We start from the raw sequence: 17,260 nt of genomic DNA, 5'->3' as shown, positions 1-17,260 counted from the left end.
AGCGGCATGTACGACTAGTGATAACCGTCTTCGTGAGTCACCTTGCCGCGGAACACGTAGTAGCTCCAGAAGGTGTAACCGAGAATAAACGGGATGATAAACAAGGTGCCTACCAGCATGAAGCCCTGGCTTTGAGGCGGTGCCGCTGCATCCCAGATCGAGATCGAAGGCGGAATGATGTTCGGCCACAAGCTGATACCCAGACCGCTGTAACCCAGGAAGATCAACACCAGGGTCAACAGAAACGGCGTGTAGTGAGCCTTGCGCGCTATCGCCTTGAGCAGGCCATACATCGTCACCAACACCAGGATCGGCACCGGCAAGAACCAGAACAGGTTCGGCAGTGTGAACCAGCGTGCAGCAATGTCAGTGTGCGCCAGTGGCGTCCACAGGCTGACGATGCCCATCAGCACCAGTACGGCCAACGCCAGCGGGCGACCCAACTTGTGCATGCGCTCCTGCAAGTGGCCTTCGGTTTTCATGATCAGCCAGGTGCAGCCAAGCAATGCATAGGCCACGATCAGGGCAATCCCGCAGAACACAGTGAACGGTGAAAGCCAGTCCAGCCCGCCCCCCGCATACTGACGGTTAACCACCGGGATCCCATCAATGAAGGCCCCCAGCGCCACCCCCTGGAAGAAGGTTGCCACCAGCGAGCCACCAATAAAGGACTTGTCCCAGAGATGGCGTTTTTCTGGCCGTGCCTTGAAGCGGAACTCAAAGGCGACGCCCCGAAAGATCAACCCCATCAGCATCAGCATCAGTGGCAGGTACAGTGCCGACAACACGACCGAGTAGGCCAGCGGGAAGGCACCAAACAATGCCGCGCCGCCCAGTACCAGCCAGGTTTCGTTACCGTCCCAGACAGGGGCGACCGTGTTCATCATCACATCGCGGTCGCTCTCGCCCTTGATAAAGGGAAAGAGGATGCCGATCCCTAGATCGAAACCATCCATGACCACATACATCATGATCCCGAAGATGATGATGATTGCCCAGATAAGTGGCAGATCAATACCCATGACTCAATTCCCCTTAGTCAGGCTGTCGCTGTGGCCTTCATCTGTACCCTCATGGGCCGCAGACAGAGGACGGGCAGGCGTGCGTTGCTGGCCTGGGCCACCGTGGGTGTCTTCTTCGCCTTCGTGGGTAATCGGACCTTTGCGTACCAGACGCATCATGTAACCCAGACCCGCACCAAACAGCGCGAAATACACCACGACAAACATGACCAGCGTGACGCTCATTTGCATGACGCTGTGGTTGGACGACGCATCCGAAGTGCGCATCAGCCCGTAAACCACCCACGGCTGGCGACCGATCTCGGTGGTGAACCAACCCGCAAGGATCGCGATCAGACCCGATGGTCCCATCCACAGCACCATACGCAGGAACCAGCGGTTCTCGTACAGGGTGCCGCGCCTGCGCAGCCATACGCTCCAAAGCCCGACGAAGATCATCAACATGCCCAGCGCCACCATGATGCGGAAGCTAAAGAACACGATGGTCGAGTTGGGGCGATCCTCTGGCGGGAACTCCTTCAACGCAGGGATTTGCTTGTCCAGGCTGTGCGTCAGAATCAGGCTTCCCAGGTACGGGATCTGAATCTTGTAGTCCGTGGTTTCGGTCTTCATGTTCGGGATACCAAACAGAATCAGCGGCGTTGGCTCACCGGGTTTGTTTTCCCAGTGACCTTCCATGGCCGCGATTTTTGCTGGCTGATACTTGAGGGTATTCAAACCGTGGGCATCACCGATCAGCGCCTGTACCGGCGCAACCACCAGGGCCATCCACATGGCCATCGAGAACATGCGGCGAATGGCCGGCGTGTTACGACCGCGCAACAGATGCCAGGCCGCTGACGCGCCGACAAAAAATGCCGTAGCGACAAAGGCAGCCGTGGCCATATGCGCCAGACGGTAAGGGAACGACGGGTTGAAAATGACCGCCAGCCAGTCCACCGGAATCACCCGACCATCAATGATTTCGAAGCCTTGCGGGGTTTGCATCCAGCTGTTGGAGGCCAGGATCCAGAAGGTAGAGACCAGCGTTCCCAGGGCCACCATCGCGGTCGAGAAGAAGTGCATCCCCCGGCCCACGCGATTCCAGCCAAACAGCATGACGCCCAGAAAACCCGCTTCAAGGAAGAATGCAGTCAGTACTTCATAGGTCAGCAGCGGCCCGGTAACAGCACCGGCGAAGTCCGAGAACCTCGACCAGTTCGTGCCGAACTGGTAGGCCATGACCAGGCCCGATACCACGCCCATGCCGAAGTTGACGGCGAAAATCTTCGACCAAAAGTGGTACAGGTCGCGGTAGGTATCGTCACGGGTTTTCAGCCACATGCCTTCGAGCACCATCAAATAACTGGCGAGACCGATGGTAATGGCGGGGAAAATGATGTGGAACGATATGGTAAACGCGAACTGAATTCGGGCGAGCTCGAGAGCATCCAAACCGAACATAAGTCTTCCTCTATCAGGTATCAGGTCGTTGAGGACCCAGACTTCGCGCCTGAATCCAACTACCCTGCACGCCGTGGCCACCGCGAATCGCTGCTCGCTTTCAAACCACAACACCAAGGGATCTGGCCGGCTGGCCACTCAGACAAAACCCCAAAGGCTTTGATCTGGATCAAGCATGGATGAAAGAGTAGTCCATTCCTGACACACGGCTAATGTGGTTTGTTGTCGCGTGACACGATGCCTCAGGCCTTGAAATAGACCGTTGCAAGAACCACAAGGAATCGCGCAAAAGCCCTGTTTGACCCAACGTGGGGCACTGGGGATATGTGATATTTCGAGTCATTATTTGTTACAAAACAATGATAATCTCGACGTCCCCCCACCCTCGGCCACGACCTCTTTTAAATGACCAGCCAGCCCCTTCTGCTCCGCCATCACCGGCCATTTGTGGCCTTCTGGTTTGCCCGTATCTTCACCGCCAGTGCATTTCAAATGCTCACCGTGGCCATTGGCTGGAACCTCTACCAACTGACTGGCAACGTGATGGACCTGGGATGGGTGGGTTTGATCGAATTCGCGCCGCGCCTGCTGTTTATGTTGCACACCGGGCATGTGGCCGACCGCTATGATCGTCGCAGGGTGGCGGCCCTGTGCCAGTCGGTACAGGCAATGATTGCCCTGACATTGGCCATCAGCAGTGCTGGCGATCACATTACCCGGGAAATGATCTTTATCCTGGCGTTTTTGCTGGGTGCCGCCCGCTCCTTCGAAATGCCCGCCACCCAGGCGCTGCTGCCTTCGATCGTGCCGGTTGAGCTGTTCCCGCGCGCAGTGGCGGCGGCACAAGCGGCACAACAATCGGCCACCATTGTCGCGCCAGCGTTTGGGGGCTTGTTGTATGCGTTTGGCAGCGTCTGGGTGTATGGCCCGAGCGTTGCGCTGTATCTGATTGCGGCACTGCTGATGAGCAACCTCCCCGCCCGCCAGTTGCCGCTGAACAAAGCCAAGGCCACGCTGGACTCCCTGCTCGCGGGCATTCGCTTCATTCGCAGCCGCCCTGACGTCCTTGGCGCCATCTCCCTGGATCTGTTTGCCGTCCTGCTGGGCGGGGCCACGGCGCTGCTGCCTGTGTTTGCCAAGGATATTTTGCTAACCGGCCCCTGGGGCCTGGGCATGCTGCGCTCGGCACCGGCGGTCGGCGCCCTGCTGATGTCATTGTGGCTGGCCAGATTCGCGGTGGAGCGCAAGGTGGGGCGCGTCATGTTTACCGCGGTAGGGATATTCGGAGTCGCCACCATCGCGTTCGGCCTGTCGACCTCGTTCTGGTTTTCAATGGCAGTGCTGGTGGTACTTGGCGCGGCGGACATGATCAGCATGGTGATCCGCGCCTCGTTCGTGCAACTGGAGACCCCGGATGAAATGCGTGGCCGGGTGAGCGCGGTCAACGGATTGTTTATCGGCGCGTCCAACCAGCTGGGGGAATTCGAATCCGGAGTGACGGCCCACTGGCTGGGCACAGTGCCCGCCGTGGTGTTGGGCGGGGTTGGCACGCTGGTCGTCACCGGGCTGTGGATAAAACTGTTCCCGGGGCTGGCCAACCGGGATCGGATGGTGGAAGAAAAGCCTTAGCCACACCGACCTTGTGGGAGCGGGCTTGCTCGCGATAGGAGCGGCGCGTTTGACCTGATACGACTCGGCGATCCCATCGCGAGCAAGCCCGCTCCCACAATAAATCTCACTTTATATATAGCCGCACACCCAGTCGGTTGTGCGGCGGCACCAACGAGGTGTTGCTGAACTCGAACCAGCCACCGTCCTTGTTACCCAGGTCAAAGGTATACACGTGCCCCACCGTGGTGCCCGCACCGTTGCATGCCACCAGCCCCTCGCCCTGGTTACAGACCGCAGCCCGTACACCCTCCACTTCCTGGCCATCGAGCGTGACATTCGGCTGGCCGCCGTAACCGCGCTCCAGCACATAGACCTTGATACCAGGGCCCTTGTGGTCGCAGCGGGTCTGCTCACGACCATCGGACACATCCTCTACAGCGCAGGAAACAGACGCCACTTTGAGAATTTCCAGGGTGCTCAGGGGTGTCGCGGGCGCGGCGCTGATCGCGGCACTTATAAGGAAGACGACACAGGCTGAAATCGACGTGATGACGTGCTTCATGGATCCCTCCTAAAACTGGCACGCAGTATGCCTGCGACATCAAGGTTATAAAACAAGGCCCAGCAGGGTAACCAAAGCAGCCATATGTACGAGCTGCTGGTATGATGCGCGGCTTTTTCCGACAGACAGAAATTCTTCAGACGGTCCACGTCTGTGCTTTGCTGTTGAAAACGATTTAATCACGGCGCATTTGGCGCCACGGGGACTGGCATGCTGGAAAGGCTGTTTCAACTCAAAGCACACAACACCAATGTGCGTACCGAGATTCTTGCGGGTATCACCACCTTCCTGGCGATGGCCTACATCCTGTTCGTCAACCCGAGCATTCTCGGCGAGACGGGCATGGACAAAGGCGCCATATTTGTTGCCACTTGTCTGGCGGCGGCTATCGGTTCGGCGACCATGGGCATTATCGCCAACTACCCGATTGCACTGGCACCGGGCATGGGCCTGAACGCCTTCTTCACCTACACCGTGGTGCTGCACTTGGGCCACACCTGGCAGGTAGCGCTGGGTGCGGTGTTTATCTCGGCGGTGCTGTTCTTCCTGTTGTCGATCTTTCGCATCCGCGAATGGATCATCAACAGCATCCCCCTGCCACTGCGCTCGGCCATTGCCGCCGGTATCGGCCTGTTCCTGGCGCTGATTGCCCTGGGTAACGCCGGTATCGTGGTTGCCAACAAGGCAACCCTGGTCGGCATGGGCGATCTGGCTCAGCCAAAAGTGATCCTGGCCTCCCTGGGCTTTGCCCTGATTGTTGCCCTTGAGGCAATGAAAGTCCGTGGCGCAGTGCTGATCGGCATTCTGGCCGTGACCATTGCTTCTATTGCAATGGGCGTCACCGATTTCGGTGGCGTCGTGTCGATGCCACCTTCCCTGGCCCCGACCTTCCTACAACTGGACATCAAGGGCGCCCTGGACATCGGCCTGATCAGCGTGATCTTCGCCTTCCTGTTCGTTGACCTGTTCGACAACTCAGGCACATTGATCGGCGTCGCCAAGCGCGCTGGCTTGATGGGCAAAGACGGCCACATGCCAAAAATGGGCCGTGCCCTGATCGCTGACAGCACCGCGGCCATGGCCGGTTCGCTGCTGGGCACCTCGACCACCACCAGCTACATCGAGTCGGCGGCAGGCGTGAGCGCCGGTGGCCGTACCGGTCTGACGGCCATCGTGGTCGGCATCATGTTCCTGCTGGCGTTGTTCTTCTCGCCATTGGCGGCCAGCGTTCCAGCCTTCGCCACCGCACCTGCGCTGATGTTTGTTGCCGTGCTGATGATGAGCGGCCTGGCCGAAATCGAATGGGACGACGTCACCGTTGCCGCACCGGTGGTGATCACCGCACTGGCCATGCCGTTTACCTACTCCATCGCCAACGGCATTGCCTTCGGCTTTATTTCCTGGACCGTGATCAAGCTGCTGTCGGGCCGCGCCCGTGAGCTGAATGCGCCGCTGATCATTCTGTCGGTTCTGTTTGTCGTCAAGCTAGGTTGGTTTCCTGCATGAGTGCTCTGCCATTTGATCCTGCTACCTACGCCGTTGAGCTTGAGGCCAAGGCCAATCGTCTGCGCGAGTTGCTGGCGCCTTTCGATGCGCCAGAACCCCAGGTGTTCGATTCGCCCCTGAAGCACTTTCGTCTGCGGGCCGAATTTCGCCTGTGGCGCGAAGGGGGCGAGCGTCACTACGCCATGTTCGCGCAAGATGACAAGCGCACACCGATCCTGATCGAAGAGTTTCCGATTGCCAGCCTGCGCATCAACCAATTGATGCCCCAACTCAAGGCCGCCTGGAAAGCCAGCTCAGCCCTGAGCCACAAGCTGTTCCAGGTTGAGTTCCAGACCACCCTGGCAGGCGATGCGATGGTCACTCTGTGCTATCACCGCCCGCTGGACGAGCACTGGCAAACCGCTGCCGAGCAGTTGGCCAAAGACCTCGATATCAGCGTGATCGGCCGCTCCAAGGGCAAACGTGTCGTGATCGGCCGCGATCATGTGGTCGAAGCGCTGGAAGTGGCGGGTCGCACCTTCACTTATCAACAGCCCGAAGGCGCGTTCACCCAGCCCAACGGCACGGTCAACCAGAAGATGCTCAATTGGGCATACGAAGCGCTGGGCGAACGTTCGAATGATTTGCTGGAACTGTATTGTGGCAACGGCAACTTCACCCTGCCGCTGGCCACTCGCGTGCGCAAAGTGCTGGCTACCGAAATCAGCAAGACATCGGTGTACGCCGCGATCAACAACCTGCGCGACAACGCTGTGGATAACGTCACGCTGGTACGCCTGTCGGCAGAAGAACTGACCGAAGCCCTGAATGAAGTACGCCCATTCCGTCGCTTGCAGGGCATTGACCTGAAAAGCTACGAGTTCGGCAGCGTTTTCGTTGACCCGCCGCGTGCGGGCATGGACCCGGACACCTGCGAACTGACACGCCGCTTCGATAACATTCTGTATATCTCGTGCAACCCTGCAACATTGGCCGAGAACATCGCCCAACTGCACGATACTCACCGGATTGAGCGCTGCGCAGTATTTGACCAATTCCCGTGGACTCACCACATGGAGTCGGGCGTGTTGCTGGTTCGCCGGTAAACACAGGTTCTGATACACCGTGTCGACCGAATCGCGGGCAAGCCCGCTCCCACAGGATCAGCGCAATACCTGTGGGAGCGGGCTTGCCCGCGATGGCCACACCGCAATATGGCCATGTTTAATGGACCCGAAAATACCCCGCCACCTGCCGCAAATCCCCTTCATTCAATAACCCCGCGTAGTACTTGAGCTGCACCCGCGCCAGCAAATAGGCATAGCGCGCCTCAGCCAAATCCCGCTTGGCACTGAACAGCTGCTGTTCGGCATCCAGCACATCCAGATTGACCCGCTCGCCCCCACTCACGCTTTTCTGCGTCGCCTGCACCAGGGCACCGGCAGACTCAACGGCCATTTCATACGCCCGCACCTTGGCCGCCGCGCTGCTATTGAGGTTGTATTGCTTGCGCAGGTCCACCAGCGTGGTCGCTGTTTGCGCGTCCAGTTCGTACTGAGCCTGGGACAGTTGCCGCGCAGCCTGACGGGTCGATGCCGACACCGATCCCCCTGCAAACAACGGCACGGTGAGCTGAATGCCCACGCTGTTGGTGTCGTACTTCTGGTTGTAGGTGCTCTCCGAATCGGAGCTGGTCTGACGGCTGCTGGCATACAAGCTGAGCTTGGGCAGATGCCCGGCCCGCTTGCGCTCCACCTCATACTCGGCCGAGGTCAACGCGTGATGCTGCGACGCCAGCTCCGGGTTATTGGCCAACGCCAGTTCGCGCCAGCTTTCGAAGCGCTGAGGTTCCAGTGGCAGAATCACAAAATGCGCCACCAGCGGGGCAAGCTGCTCGACCTGCAGCGGCTCACCAAGCATCGCCTCCAGCTCACGCAAGGCTGCGTCCTGATTATCTTGCGCCTCGATTTCTTCAGCCACCGCCATGCTCAGGCGCGCCTGGGTTTCCAGCACATCGGTGCGAGTACCCTCACCGCCTTCAAGAAGCCGTTGGTTGAGTTGCAGGCGCTCGGCAAAGGCGCGCTTTTGCGCCCGGCTCAATTCGATCCGCTCCTGCGCCAGCAGCGCCTGGCTGTAGGCACTGAGCACGCGCACCGCCAGATACTGGCTTTTGCTGCGAAAGCGCTCATCCGAAAACAGCGCCTGCGCTGCCCCCTGTCGGAATCGTGCGTAGGCTTCGTAGTCCAGCAGCGGTTGCTGCAAGGTCAAGGTCGCCGCATAACTGCGGTAGTCGCGGTCGGTCCGAGTGCTGGCCTGGGTGACTTCGGACTCGTTGCGCGAATTGTTGTAGTTCCACGACAGAGTGGGCAGCAACGCCGAGCGACCCAGGGCGCGGTTCTCCTCCCCTGCCGCCCGCTCTTCAATGGCGGCCTGGAAGGTCGGGTCGTTGCGAATCGCCAGATCGTAGGCTTCCAGCAACCCCATCGCCTGTACCGGCCCAGCACACGCCATCAGTAATCCACATAAGAACTGGCGCACCGTCATTCCTCCACCAACGCCATATGCGTGCGGTCGAGCAACGGCTTGAACAGATAATTGAGCATCGAACGCTCGCCCGTGCGCACAAATGCTTCAACCGGCATGCCCGGGCGAATCTGCAGCCCGGCCAGTTGGGCCATGCCCGCATCGCTGACCTGTGCGCGCAGCGTGTAATACGGCTCGTCCGTGCGCTCATCGACCTGGCGATCCGCCGACACCAGTGTCACCTCGCCCGCCACCCTTGGCGTGGTGCTTTGGCTGAAGGCCGAGAACATCAACTCCACCGGCAAGCCCGGGTGAACCTTGTCGGCCAGTTCAACCGGCACGCGCGCCTCGACCAGCAGGGGTTCTCCCTGGGGCACGATTTCCATCAGTGCCTGACCGGGCTTGATCACGCCGCCCTCCGTAAACACATCCAGCCCCACCACAATTCCGGCCACGGGAGCGCGCAACTGGCTGTTGGCCAACTCAAACTCGGCCGAAGCCAGCCGGTTGCGCAGATCCTCGGTGCGCACTCGGGTGTCGGCCAGCTGGGTACGGACTTCCTTTTGATACTCCTCGGCAAGTTGCCGAATTTTCAGACGCATCTCCAACACTTGTCGCTGCAATTGACCGATGCGACCGTAGTCTTCGCTGATGGAGCCCAGTACCTGGGCGTACACCCGCTCGCTGTCCAGCAGGCGATTGCGCGGGATATACCCTTCCCGCGCCAGCTCACGCAAACCTTGCAGTTGTTCGGCAAGGGCCGTGCGTTGCAACACCTTGCTGGCCTGGGATTCACGCACCCCGCGCAACTGCGCCTCGGCGCCCGCGATACTCTCGTCGACCCCTTGCTGATCCAGCAGCAACGCCTGACGGCGGCTATCGAACAGTTGCCGCTGCAATACCAGATTCGATGCCACTTCCGGCTCGGTCACCAAGGCCGTCAACTCGACAGGAAAGCTCACGCTGGCGGCGCCATCGCGCTCGGCATTGAGCCGCGCCTCACTGGCCAGCGAGCCATAAAACTGGCTGCGCAACGACTGGGCCTGCCCCAGCAGCGGGGTTTCCTTCAACCGGATCAAGACCTGACCGGCATCCACCTTGTCGCCGTCACGCACGTCGATCCGTTCAACAATCCCGCCGCTGGGGTGTTGCACCACTTTGCGATGGCCCGAAACCATCACCTTGCCCGACACCGCGACGCCCTTGTCCAGCGGCGCCAAAGCGGCCCAGCCGAGAAACCCGAGAAAGCCGCCGAGCATCAGCAGCCAACCCAAACGCGAATAGCGGGTGTCATCCAGTTGCAGCACATTGCTGTCCCCTGGAACCTTGGCGTTCGAATACTTCATGCCTTGCCCGCCTCTGCCGTACCGAGCCGATAGCTCACATTCATGGCGGGCTTGGGCGCCGCAGGTTTCGCTGCAGCGGGCGCCCCAAGCACCTTGGCCGTCGGGCCAAAGGCTTGGAGCTGGCCTTCGCGCAGAATCAACAGGTAGTCGGTGAGGGTCAGCACATTGGGTTTGTGGGTGATCAAAATCAGTGTTCGCTTGTGCTGTTTGAGCTGGGCAATGGCCTGTAACAAGGCCTGTTCCCCGGCTTCATCGAGGTTGGAGTTGGGTTCGTCGAGCACGATCACCGCTGGCAAGCCGTAAAGTGCACGGGCCAGGCCGATGCGTTGCTTCTGTCCGCCGGACAGCCCCGCGCCGCCTTCACCCAGGCGCGTTTCATAGCCCTCGGGCAATTGGAGAATCAGCTGATGCACTCCGGCCAGTTGCGCAGCGGCCAACACCTTGTCGGCATCCACCTCGGCAAAGCGTGCGATGTTTTGCGCGATGGTCCCGGCAAACAACTGAATGTCCTGGGGCAAATACCCCAGATGCGGACCGAGCTGATGCTTGTCCCACTGCGATAACTCAGCCCCGTCCAGCCGCACCTTGCCCGCCAGCGGCTGCCACACCCCGATCAACAGCCGGGCCAGGGTCGACTTGCCGCAGCCAGAAGGCCCGATCACCCCCATCACTTGCCCGGCCGGCAGGGTGAAGCTCAGGTTGGCCAGGGTGGCGCGACGGGTGCCGGGAGCGCTGGCGCTCAATTGCTCCACCGCCAGTTCGCCCCGAGGCGCAGGCAATGCCATGCGCCGGGCTCGCGGCGGATAGCTGTGCAGCAATGCTTCGAGGCGCTGATAGGCCAGCCGTGCCGACGTCCATTGCTTCCATACACCGATCAACTGGTCGATGGGGCTCAGTACCCGGCCCATCAGAATGGAGCCGGCAATCATCATCCCGGCCGTGATCTGGCCTTGCACGGCCAGCAGCGCGCCCAACCCAAGCACCAGGGATTGCAGCGCCAGGCGCACGCCTTTTGACCAGGCGCTCACGGTGGCGGTTTTTTCACTGGCCAGATTCTGCTGCGCCAAAAAGGCCGTGTGCTGTGCCAACCAACCCTCGCGCAAGGTATCGAGCATGCCCATTGCCTCGATGGCTTCGGCATTGCGCAGATGGGCGCTGGCTTGCTGGGTGGCTTGCACTGACAACTCACTGGCGGCTTTAAGTGGGGCTTGCGAGACGCGTTGATTGACCCACGCCAGTATCATCAACAGCACCGCACCGCCCAGGGCCAGCAGCCCCAGCCACGGGCTGAACATAAAAATTACAAACAGGTACACCGGAAACCACGGCGCATCGAAGAACGCGAACAGGGCATTGCCGGTCGCAAATTGACGCAAGCTGGTGAGGTCATTCAGCGCCTGCCCGGCCGCCGGGTTGCCGGTGCGCAATTGCGCTTCGAACGCGGCGTCGTAGACGCGCTGATTCAAGCGCATATCCATCTGCGTGCCGAGGCGGATCACCACCTGGCTACGCACCCACTCCAACGCGCCCATCAGGCCAAAGAGGCCGAGGATCATCAGCGTCAGCATCAACAGGGTCATTTGATTGCCTGATGCCAGCACCCGGTCATACACCTGCAACATGTACAACGCCGGCGCCAGCATCAGTAAATTGATCACGGCCGAGAACAGGCCGATATTGAAGAAAGCACGTTTGTAGGCCGTCAAGGCAGCCAGCATCTCGTTGGCTTTGGGCCGGGTCATGGAAGGATTCCGAGGAAGTGGGCCGAAAACCCTGTGGGAGCTGGCTTGCCTGCGATGCAATCGCGGGCAAGCCCGGCTCCCACAGGATTGGAGTTCACTGAGGTGAGCGGGAATTACGCCGCCAGAGCCCAGTCCTGAGCCACTTCTTGCACGCCCACCAGGCTGATATCAGCCGCCAGCGGTGCATCGGCGTGAGCCAGGCCAGCTGCCGCCAGTTGGTCGAAGGTTGAATCGGTGCTCAGGCCGAACCCGCTCAGCAGGTTGTTGAGCACGCCTTCCAGACCCGATACGTCACCTTTCATCAGGCCGTAGATCACGTCCTGAACAGCGTTGCCTGCACGGCCGGCATCGCTGGCGGCGGACAGGTCGAGGCCGTTGAAGGAGACGGTGTAGTCGCCCAGGCCAAACGCGCTGCCCGAACCACCAGTCAGCACTTCACCCAAACTCACGCTGTCCAGTTCACCCCACAGGTAGTGGTTCATGTTGTCGCCAGCAGAGACTTTAGGGTCATACACATAATGCAGGCCATTGCTGGTATCGCTTCCTGCGATAAAGGCGTAGTCCGAATTATTGGCACCATACGTCGCATACTGCTCACCATCTTGAGCACGGCCGCCACTATTGAAACCACCGGTATTGCTTAGACCGTGACCCGCAGTTTTAAAACCCTGGGCCCAATCGCTAAGCACGTCACCAATCGAATCAGAACCAACAAACGAACTATAGTTAATTGAAATAGTCATGACTTGAACTTCTTCCTTAGATAGTTTCAGTGAAGTGGCGCACAGCGATGCACGCCTTTGCTCACAACGAGCAATCTTTTATATAACGAAGCAAACAGTCCGTTATTTAGAATTTATATTCGAGCATGCCACTCAATGTCAGACCGCGCGCCATGCTCAAGTTATTGGCATCACCCATGGCCACAAAGTAGGCTTCGTCGGTAGCGTTCTCTAATGACAAGGTAATATTCAACGTGTCCGTCGGCCAGTAACTTGCATACAGGTCGTACACGCTGTATTTAGGCCAGTGTGCTTGCTCTATACCGGAGTAACTCCATTCATTCAGACCCGCGCCATTACCAGGGCTGTAGCGAAAGCGTATCCCCGTGTCCAGGCGCCGCTCAAGGAAACGAGCCCCCACTGTTAGAGACCCTCGATCTGCGGGCATATATGCCGCATTACCCATAGTAGATCCGCAATCGATTTTGTTGTTTCTGTCCGGGTCATCGAGCCATTCAGAAACTCTAGTATTGATGTAGCCAATCTTGCCATTAGGCCGGGTGTAGGGCGTCCTGATTATCTTAATAACCTCGCCCCTTTTCTTGGCGCCGCCCATATAGTACCCACTTGAGCAAAATTCATTACTGCCAATCATATGCGTGTAACTCAGGTTGGTATACAACCGTCCCATATCGTAATTCAACTGATATTCAACGCCGCGAAACCGGGTCTCCGCCTGGTTATTCACATACGCAGAGCGACCCGATCCGACGACATCCGCCGACCCTGGAAGAGAGACACCATAGTGTAAAAATGAGAAGTTCTTGATGTTATTATCAAAATAAGCAACTTTTACTCCAAGCCGGTCATTATTAAAGAACAGGGATTCTTTAAAGATATTTAAACCGAACTCCCATTCCCGGTTTTCCTCAGCTTTCAGGTATGGATTGGGGTAAACCCGCTCCGGTGCATTCCCCCCATGGGGGCGCCCGGTCATAAACACCTCAGTCACCGCCGGCGGGCGCCAGCCTTGGCCCCATCGCCCATAGAACTGCAACCAGTCAACTCCGGGCTTTATCCCTATACCAAACGTCGGTGAAAACTTGCCGTCTTCACGATCTGAATCATAGAAATAAACATTTCTTACAGAAGTCCCCGAGGTCATCACCTCGCCACCATTCTCCCCTGGAGTGACCGGCGCTTGCCATAAACTCATGCCCGTTTTGCCTTCCAGGCGATAGCGGTCATAACGCAACCCGGCATCCAGCGCCAGCCAATAGCTGTACTGGTAGTGCAGGTTATTGAACAGGCTGGCCATGGTGCGTTTGCCTTCCGGGTCTGCCCCCTCGACCCAGGGCAGATCGTTCTCGTTCTCGGCCGGCACCAGATTGTTCTTGGATTTCAAAATGTCCTGATAGCTTTCCAGGCCATAGTTCCAGCTCAGTTGCCCGTAGTTGTTGAAGTCAAACCGGGACGTGTTTTCTACCTGAAAACCCCATGTGCTGGTGCGAAACTCATCTTCGTAACCATCAAATGCATTACCACTATTAGCCGACGCTTTGTGGGGGGCATTACGCCGATCAAGCTGCGTATTGACGTAATAAAGTTTACTTTTGAAGTCGATCAGCTCGTTATCCGGGTTGTAGCTGTAATCCAGCGCCAGGTTGCCGGTATTGATATTGCTTTTACCGGTACGCACATAGTCGTAACCATCCTGCGTCGCATTGAGGTTGGTCCATGCGTCAGCGCTATCGCTGTCGGTTTCCAGGTAAGTGAACTGCGCTCGTTGGTCGTTGGGCAGGTTGAGCCCGAACTTGACCATCTGCGAACGGGTCACGCTGCCGGTATCGCCTACTTCACTGGTCAGCCAGTCTGTCCAGGCTTCGCGATATTTGTTCTTGTTGCGAATATTTACGCCCAGGTTATCGGCGTTTTGCCGACCGGTACGGTAGTCACCAAAATGGCGTTCGCTATAAGCAACCAAAACATCGCCAAGATCATTGCCAAATGCGAAGACGCCACCACCATTGAAATAGGTGCCGTTACCCAATTTACCGATACCGCTGCCGGCCCGGATGCGCCCGCCGTACTCTTTGCCGTCTTCCAGGAACTCGCTGGCTTGCAGGGTGTTAAAGCTGGCAATACCCCCCAATACGCCCGCACCGCCCATGCCGGACTGGGCGCCTTTGTCGATTTCAACGCTGGAGACCATTTCCGGGTCGATCAACATCACGCCATTGCGTTGCTGGTGACCGTTGACGTTGAAATTCTGGCGCATGCCATCAACGTTCATGTTGACCCGGCCATAGTCCTGAATACCGCGGATGTTGACCGACAGGCCCTGGTCACGCTGATTGACGGCGGTGTACACGCCAGCGGTTTCTTCAAGCATGTCAGCGGCGTGACGGGGGGCACGTTTGTTGATTTGCTCGCGGGTGATGACAGCGACGGAGGATGGGGTTTGATACACCCAATCCCCACTACTGCCTTCACTGGCCGTCACCGAAGTAGTGCCTAGGGCCAGTGCGCCATTGTGTTCGCCGCTGACGCGGGTCAGGGTGACCTGGCGTTCGCCGGTAAAGCGGTACTCCACCGGATTGCCACCCAGCAAACGGGCCAGACCTTCCTGTACGCCGAAGTCGCCATTGAGCGCTATGGATTTCAGGCCTTGCAGCATCTGGCTGTCAAACAGCACTTGCAGGCCAGCCTGTTCGGCAAAAATCAGCACGGCCTTGTCCAGCGGCTGAGCCGGAATATGGAAGGCGATAAATTCTTGTTGCACGGCGCTGCTGACTTTTTCAGCGGCCTGTACCGGCGCTTGCACCGCCAGCGACGCAAACAGTGCGACATGAACAGCAAAGGCTAACCGGCTTGCGGACTGCACCCCTTTGCGCTGACTACCCATCATTTTTATTTTCCCCAGGCTACGAGCTGCTTTGCGAATGAATCTCAATAGCAAGACGTAACATCGGGGTGAAGTCAGTAAAGGTTTTTGCGATTAATTTTCAAAAAGTGCTGGAGGGCCCTGTGGGAGCGGGCTTGCTCGCGATAGCCGCACTGTAATCTGCCTGACACACCGCGCCGCCTGCATCGCCGGCAAGCCAGCTCCACAGGATGGGTGGCGGCTCAATACACCAGGCTGACGCCCGCCAGTTCGACGCGCTGCACATGCAGCTCCTGGGTGAGGGTGTGCAGTGCGCTGTCGAGCATTTCGAGGCGGAATACGCCGCTGACCTGTCGACTGGCCAGTGCCGGGTTGGCCAATATGATCTGGCCGGGGCGATAGCGGTTGAGCTGTTCGATCACGCGGGCAAGCGGTTGACGGTCAAAGACCAGTACACCACGGCGCCAACTGGTGGCCGCGTTGAGGTCGAAACCGGGCAGTTTTTGTACACCCTCCTGTGCGCTGTAGCGGGCGCTTTGGCCTTCTTCCAGGGTTTGCTGCGCCGCGCCTTGAACCGGCGAGGTCAACAGGCTGACCGCAACGCTGTGCTGCAACACCCCGACCCATGCCTGGTCGCTGCTTTCCCGACCAACCACAAATTGCGTGCCCAGCGCCCGGGTTCGCCCACCCGCACTCTGCACCACAAAAGGCCGGATTTCGGCTTCGCCCATGGGCGACACGTCAAATACGGCCGACCCCGAAAGCAATCTGATCCGCCGCTCGCGGGTGTCGTAGTCGATGCTGATTGCACTGGATGCGTCCAGCTCGACCGAGCTGCCATCGGCGAGTTGAACGGTGCGGATTTCGCCTGCACCCGTGCGGTAGTCCGCCTGCATTTGAAGCAGCAGGGTCGGGCCGCTGATCCAGCCGACCGCCAGCACCAGCGACAGTACCGCCGCACGCCCGGCCCAACGCAGCGGGCGCCGGCGTCGAGTCACCGGCACGGGGCGTACGGCGGGCGGTGACAGCCGATGCCCGGCGGGCCTGGCCTCCAGCGCCAGCGCCCCCAACGCCGCCCAGGTCTGCTCGGCGAAACGTAACGCCGGGGCATGGCGCTCATCGGCTGCCAGCCACAGGTCCAGTTGCGCCCGGGCGTCTTCGCTCAACGCACCCGCGTGCAGACGCACCGCCCACTCGGCGGCCGCTTCAGTAATGATCTGCTGTTCGGGGCCTTGGCTCATCAGGTGTGAATCTCTATTTCTCGTTATATATAAGCAGTGACGTCTCGCCGGCTAAAACTCAGTAAGCCATTCATCTACATATTTGAATGTTATTTCTCAGGCTCTTGTAGGCGCTGCATGACGTAGGCCAAGGCTTTTGACAGATGCTTTTGCACTGAGCTGTCAGAAATTTCAAGATGGCGCGCAACTTGAGCATGGGTCATGCCCTCGATGCGGTTGAGACGGAAGATTTCCTGAGTCCTTTCGGGCAACTCGGACAATGCCTGCTTTAGAGCCATGCGCTGTTGTTCAGCCATCGCCTGGGCCTCCAGCCCTGCCAGTTCATCTTCGATTTCGGCCAGTGCTTCGTGGGCAACCGAGTCGGTCTTGCGTCGGGTTTCCTGGCGAATGTGATCGACCAACAGGTTGCCCGCGATGCGATACAGATAGCCGGGGGTGTTGTCGATGTGCTCCTTGCGCCCACGCTCGGCCATGCGCAGAAAACTTTCCTGCACCAGGTCTGCGGCCAGCTGAGGGTCTCGCACCTTGCGCGCCAGATACCCGCGCAGGGTACCGGCATGCTTGAGGAACAAGCCTTTGAGATCCATATCCGACAAACCGACTCCCTGAGCATGAAGGAAAGGGGCGGCTATCTTACTTTTTGTCGAGAATGATTTTCAATTGGTATTGGATTTCATTT

The 17,260-nt window shown here is 58.8% G+C and carries 13 protein-coding genes; 3 read left to right on the top strand and 10 right to left on the bottom strand.

All coding sequences use genetic code 11. The features are described 5' to 3' along the window. Nucleotides 1-14: 14 nt before the first annotated feature. Both cydB and AC19YQ_RS13900 read right to left on the bottom strand, forming a co-directional pair. Nucleotides 15-1,022 (bottom strand): cytochrome d ubiquinol oxidase subunit II, encoded by a 1,008-nt coding sequence (gene cydB, locus AC19YQ_RS13905; protein WP_133078616.1) that lies wholly within the window; start codon nucleotides 1,020-1,022, stop codon nucleotides 15-17. A gap of 3 nt (nucleotides 1,023-1,025) precedes the next feature. After that, nucleotides 1,026-2,465: a cytochrome ubiquinol oxidase subunit I gene (locus AC19YQ_RS13900; RefSeq protein WP_133078617.1), complete on the bottom strand. Its 1,440-nt coding sequence runs from the start codon at nucleotides 2,463-2,465 to the stop codon at nucleotides 1,026-1,028. Between the two features lie 405 nt (nucleotides 2,466-2,870). On the opposite strand from AC19YQ_RS13900, the gene AC19YQ_RS13895 reads away from it, so the two are divergent. Continuing rightward, nucleotides 2,871-4,094, top strand: coding sequence for an MFS transporter (locus AC19YQ_RS13895; RefSeq protein WP_500595340.1), 1,224 nt, complete (start codon nucleotides 2,871-2,873; stop codon nucleotides 4,092-4,094). Nucleotides 4,095-4,200: 106 nt separating this feature from the next. Here the strand turns inward: AC19YQ_RS13895 and AC19YQ_RS13890 are convergent, their stop codons facing one another. Further along, a complete protein-coding gene (locus AC19YQ_RS13890; RefSeq protein ID WP_500595339.1) occupies nucleotides 4,201-4,638 on the bottom strand; it encodes a DUF4879 domain-containing protein in 438 nt (145 codons plus the stop codon). A gap of 210 nt (nucleotides 4,639-4,848) precedes the next feature. On the opposite strand from AC19YQ_RS13890, the gene AC19YQ_RS13885 reads away from it, so the two are divergent. Both AC19YQ_RS13885 and trmA read left to right on the top strand, forming a co-directional pair. Next, nucleotides 4,849-6,144 (top strand): NCS2 family permease, encoded by a 1,296-nt coding sequence (locus tag AC19YQ_RS13885; protein WP_133078620.1) that lies wholly within the window; start codon nucleotides 4,849-4,851, stop codon nucleotides 6,142-6,144. Further along, nucleotides 6,141-7,229, top strand: a complete 1,089-nt coding sequence (gene trmA, locus AC19YQ_RS13880; protein ID WP_500595338.1) for a tRNA (uridine(54)-C5)-methyltransferase TrmA — start codon at nucleotides 6,141-6,143, stop codon at nucleotides 7,227-7,229. The genes AC19YQ_RS13885 and trmA overlap by 4 nt, the downstream gene beginning before the upstream one ends. Before the next feature lie 118 nt (nucleotides 7,230-7,347). On the opposite strand, the gene AC19YQ_RS13875 is transcribed toward trmA, so the two are convergent. The 7 genes from AC19YQ_RS13875 to AC19YQ_RS13845 all read right to left on the bottom strand — a co-directional run bounded on the left by AC19YQ_RS13875 (nucleotide 7,348) and on the right by AC19YQ_RS13845 (nucleotide 17,177). After that, the gene (locus AC19YQ_RS13875; RefSeq protein WP_500595375.1) at nucleotides 7,348-8,634 is read right to left on the bottom strand and encodes a TolC family outer membrane protein; all 1,287 of its coding nucleotides are present in this window, start codon (nucleotides 8,632-8,634) and stop codon (nucleotides 7,348-7,350) included. 29 nt (nucleotides 8,635-8,663) lie between these two features. Further along, the gene (locus AC19YQ_RS13870; protein WP_500595337.1) at nucleotides 8,664-9,992 is read right to left on the bottom strand and encodes an HlyD family type I secretion periplasmic adaptor subunit; all 1,329 of its coding nucleotides are present in this window, start codon (nucleotides 9,990-9,992) and stop codon (nucleotides 8,664-8,666) included. Beyond that, nucleotides 9,989-11,734, bottom strand: a complete 1,746-nt coding sequence (locus AC19YQ_RS13865; RefSeq protein ID WP_500595336.1) for a type I secretion system permease/ATPase — start codon at nucleotides 11,732-11,734, stop codon at nucleotides 9,989-9,991. Before AC19YQ_RS13865 ends, AC19YQ_RS13870 begins: the two co-directional genes overlap by 4 nt. Before the next feature lie 113 nt (nucleotides 11,735-11,847). Further along, complete coding sequence (locus AC19YQ_RS13860) at nucleotides 11,848-12,477, bottom strand: heme acquisition protein HasA (protein ID WP_500595335.1); 630 nt, start codon at nucleotides 12,475-12,477, stop codon at nucleotides 11,848-11,850. A gap of 106 nt (nucleotides 12,478-12,583) precedes the next feature. After that, entirely contained in the window at nucleotides 12,584-15,364 is a 2,781-nt protein-coding gene (locus AC19YQ_RS13855; protein WP_500595334.1) for a TonB-dependent receptor, read from the bottom strand. 218 nt (nucleotides 15,365-15,582) lie between these two features. Beyond that, nucleotides 15,583-16,584: a FecR family protein gene (locus AC19YQ_RS13850; protein WP_500595374.1), complete on the bottom strand. Its 1,002-nt coding sequence runs from the start codon at nucleotides 16,582-16,584 to the stop codon at nucleotides 15,583-15,585. Between the two features lie 86 nt (nucleotides 16,585-16,670). Beyond that, nucleotides 16,671-17,177 carry an RNA polymerase sigma factor gene (locus AC19YQ_RS13845; RefSeq protein ID WP_046810569.1) on the bottom strand — a complete coding sequence of 169 codons (507 nt, stop codon included), beginning with the start codon at nucleotides 17,175-17,177 and terminating at the stop codon, nucleotides 16,671-16,673. Between the last annotated feature and the right edge of the window lie 83 nt (nucleotides 17,178-17,260).

The organism is Pseudomonas sp. MF06569, assembly GCF_059862735.1.
This window is presented reverse-complemented; position numbering and strand designations above follow the sequence as displayed.

Excerpts from the sequence above, each read along its gene's own strand:
- AC19YQ_RS13890 (WP_500595339.1), bottom strand. The coding sequence starts at position 4,638 with ATGAAGCACGTCATCACGTCGATTTCAGCCTGTGTCGTCTTCCTTATA.
- AC19YQ_RS13870 (WP_500595337.1), bottom strand. The coding sequence starts at position 9,992 with ATGAAGTATTCGAACGCCAAGGTTCCAGGGGACAGCAATGTGCTGCAA.
- cydB (WP_133078616.1), bottom strand. The coding sequence starts at position 1,022 with ATGGGTATTGATCTGCCACTTATCTGGGCAATCATCATCATCTTCGGG.
- AC19YQ_RS13895 (WP_500595340.1), top strand. The coding sequence starts at position 2,871 with ATGACCAGCCAGCCCCTTCTGCTCCGCCATCACCGGCCATTTGTGGCC.
- AC19YQ_RS13900 (WP_133078617.1), bottom strand. The coding sequence starts at position 2,465 with ATGTTCGGTTTGGATGCTCTCGAGCTCGCCCGAATTCAGTTCGCGTTT.
- AC19YQ_RS13855 (WP_500595334.1), bottom strand. The coding sequence starts at position 15,364 with ATGATGGGTAGTCAGCGCAAAGGGGTGCAGTCCGCAAGCCGGTTAGCC.
- AC19YQ_RS13860 (WP_500595335.1), bottom strand. The coding sequence starts at position 12,477 with ATGACTATTTCAATTAACTATAGTTCGTTTGTTGGTTCTGATTCGATT.
- trmA (WP_500595338.1), top strand. The coding sequence starts at position 6,141 with ATGAGTGCTCTGCCATTTGATCCTGCTACCTACGCCGTTGAGCTTGAG.
- AC19YQ_RS13865 (WP_500595336.1), bottom strand. The coding sequence starts at position 11,734 with ATGACCCGGCCCAAAGCCAACGAGATGCTGGCTGCCTTGACGGCCTAC.
- AC19YQ_RS13885 (WP_133078620.1), top strand. The coding sequence starts at position 4,849 with ATGCTGGAAAGGCTGTTTCAACTCAAAGCACACAACACCAATGTGCGT.
- AC19YQ_RS13875 (WP_500595375.1), bottom strand. The coding sequence starts at position 8,634 with ATGGCGTGTGCTGGGCCGGTACAGGCGATGGGGTTGCTGGAAGCCTAC.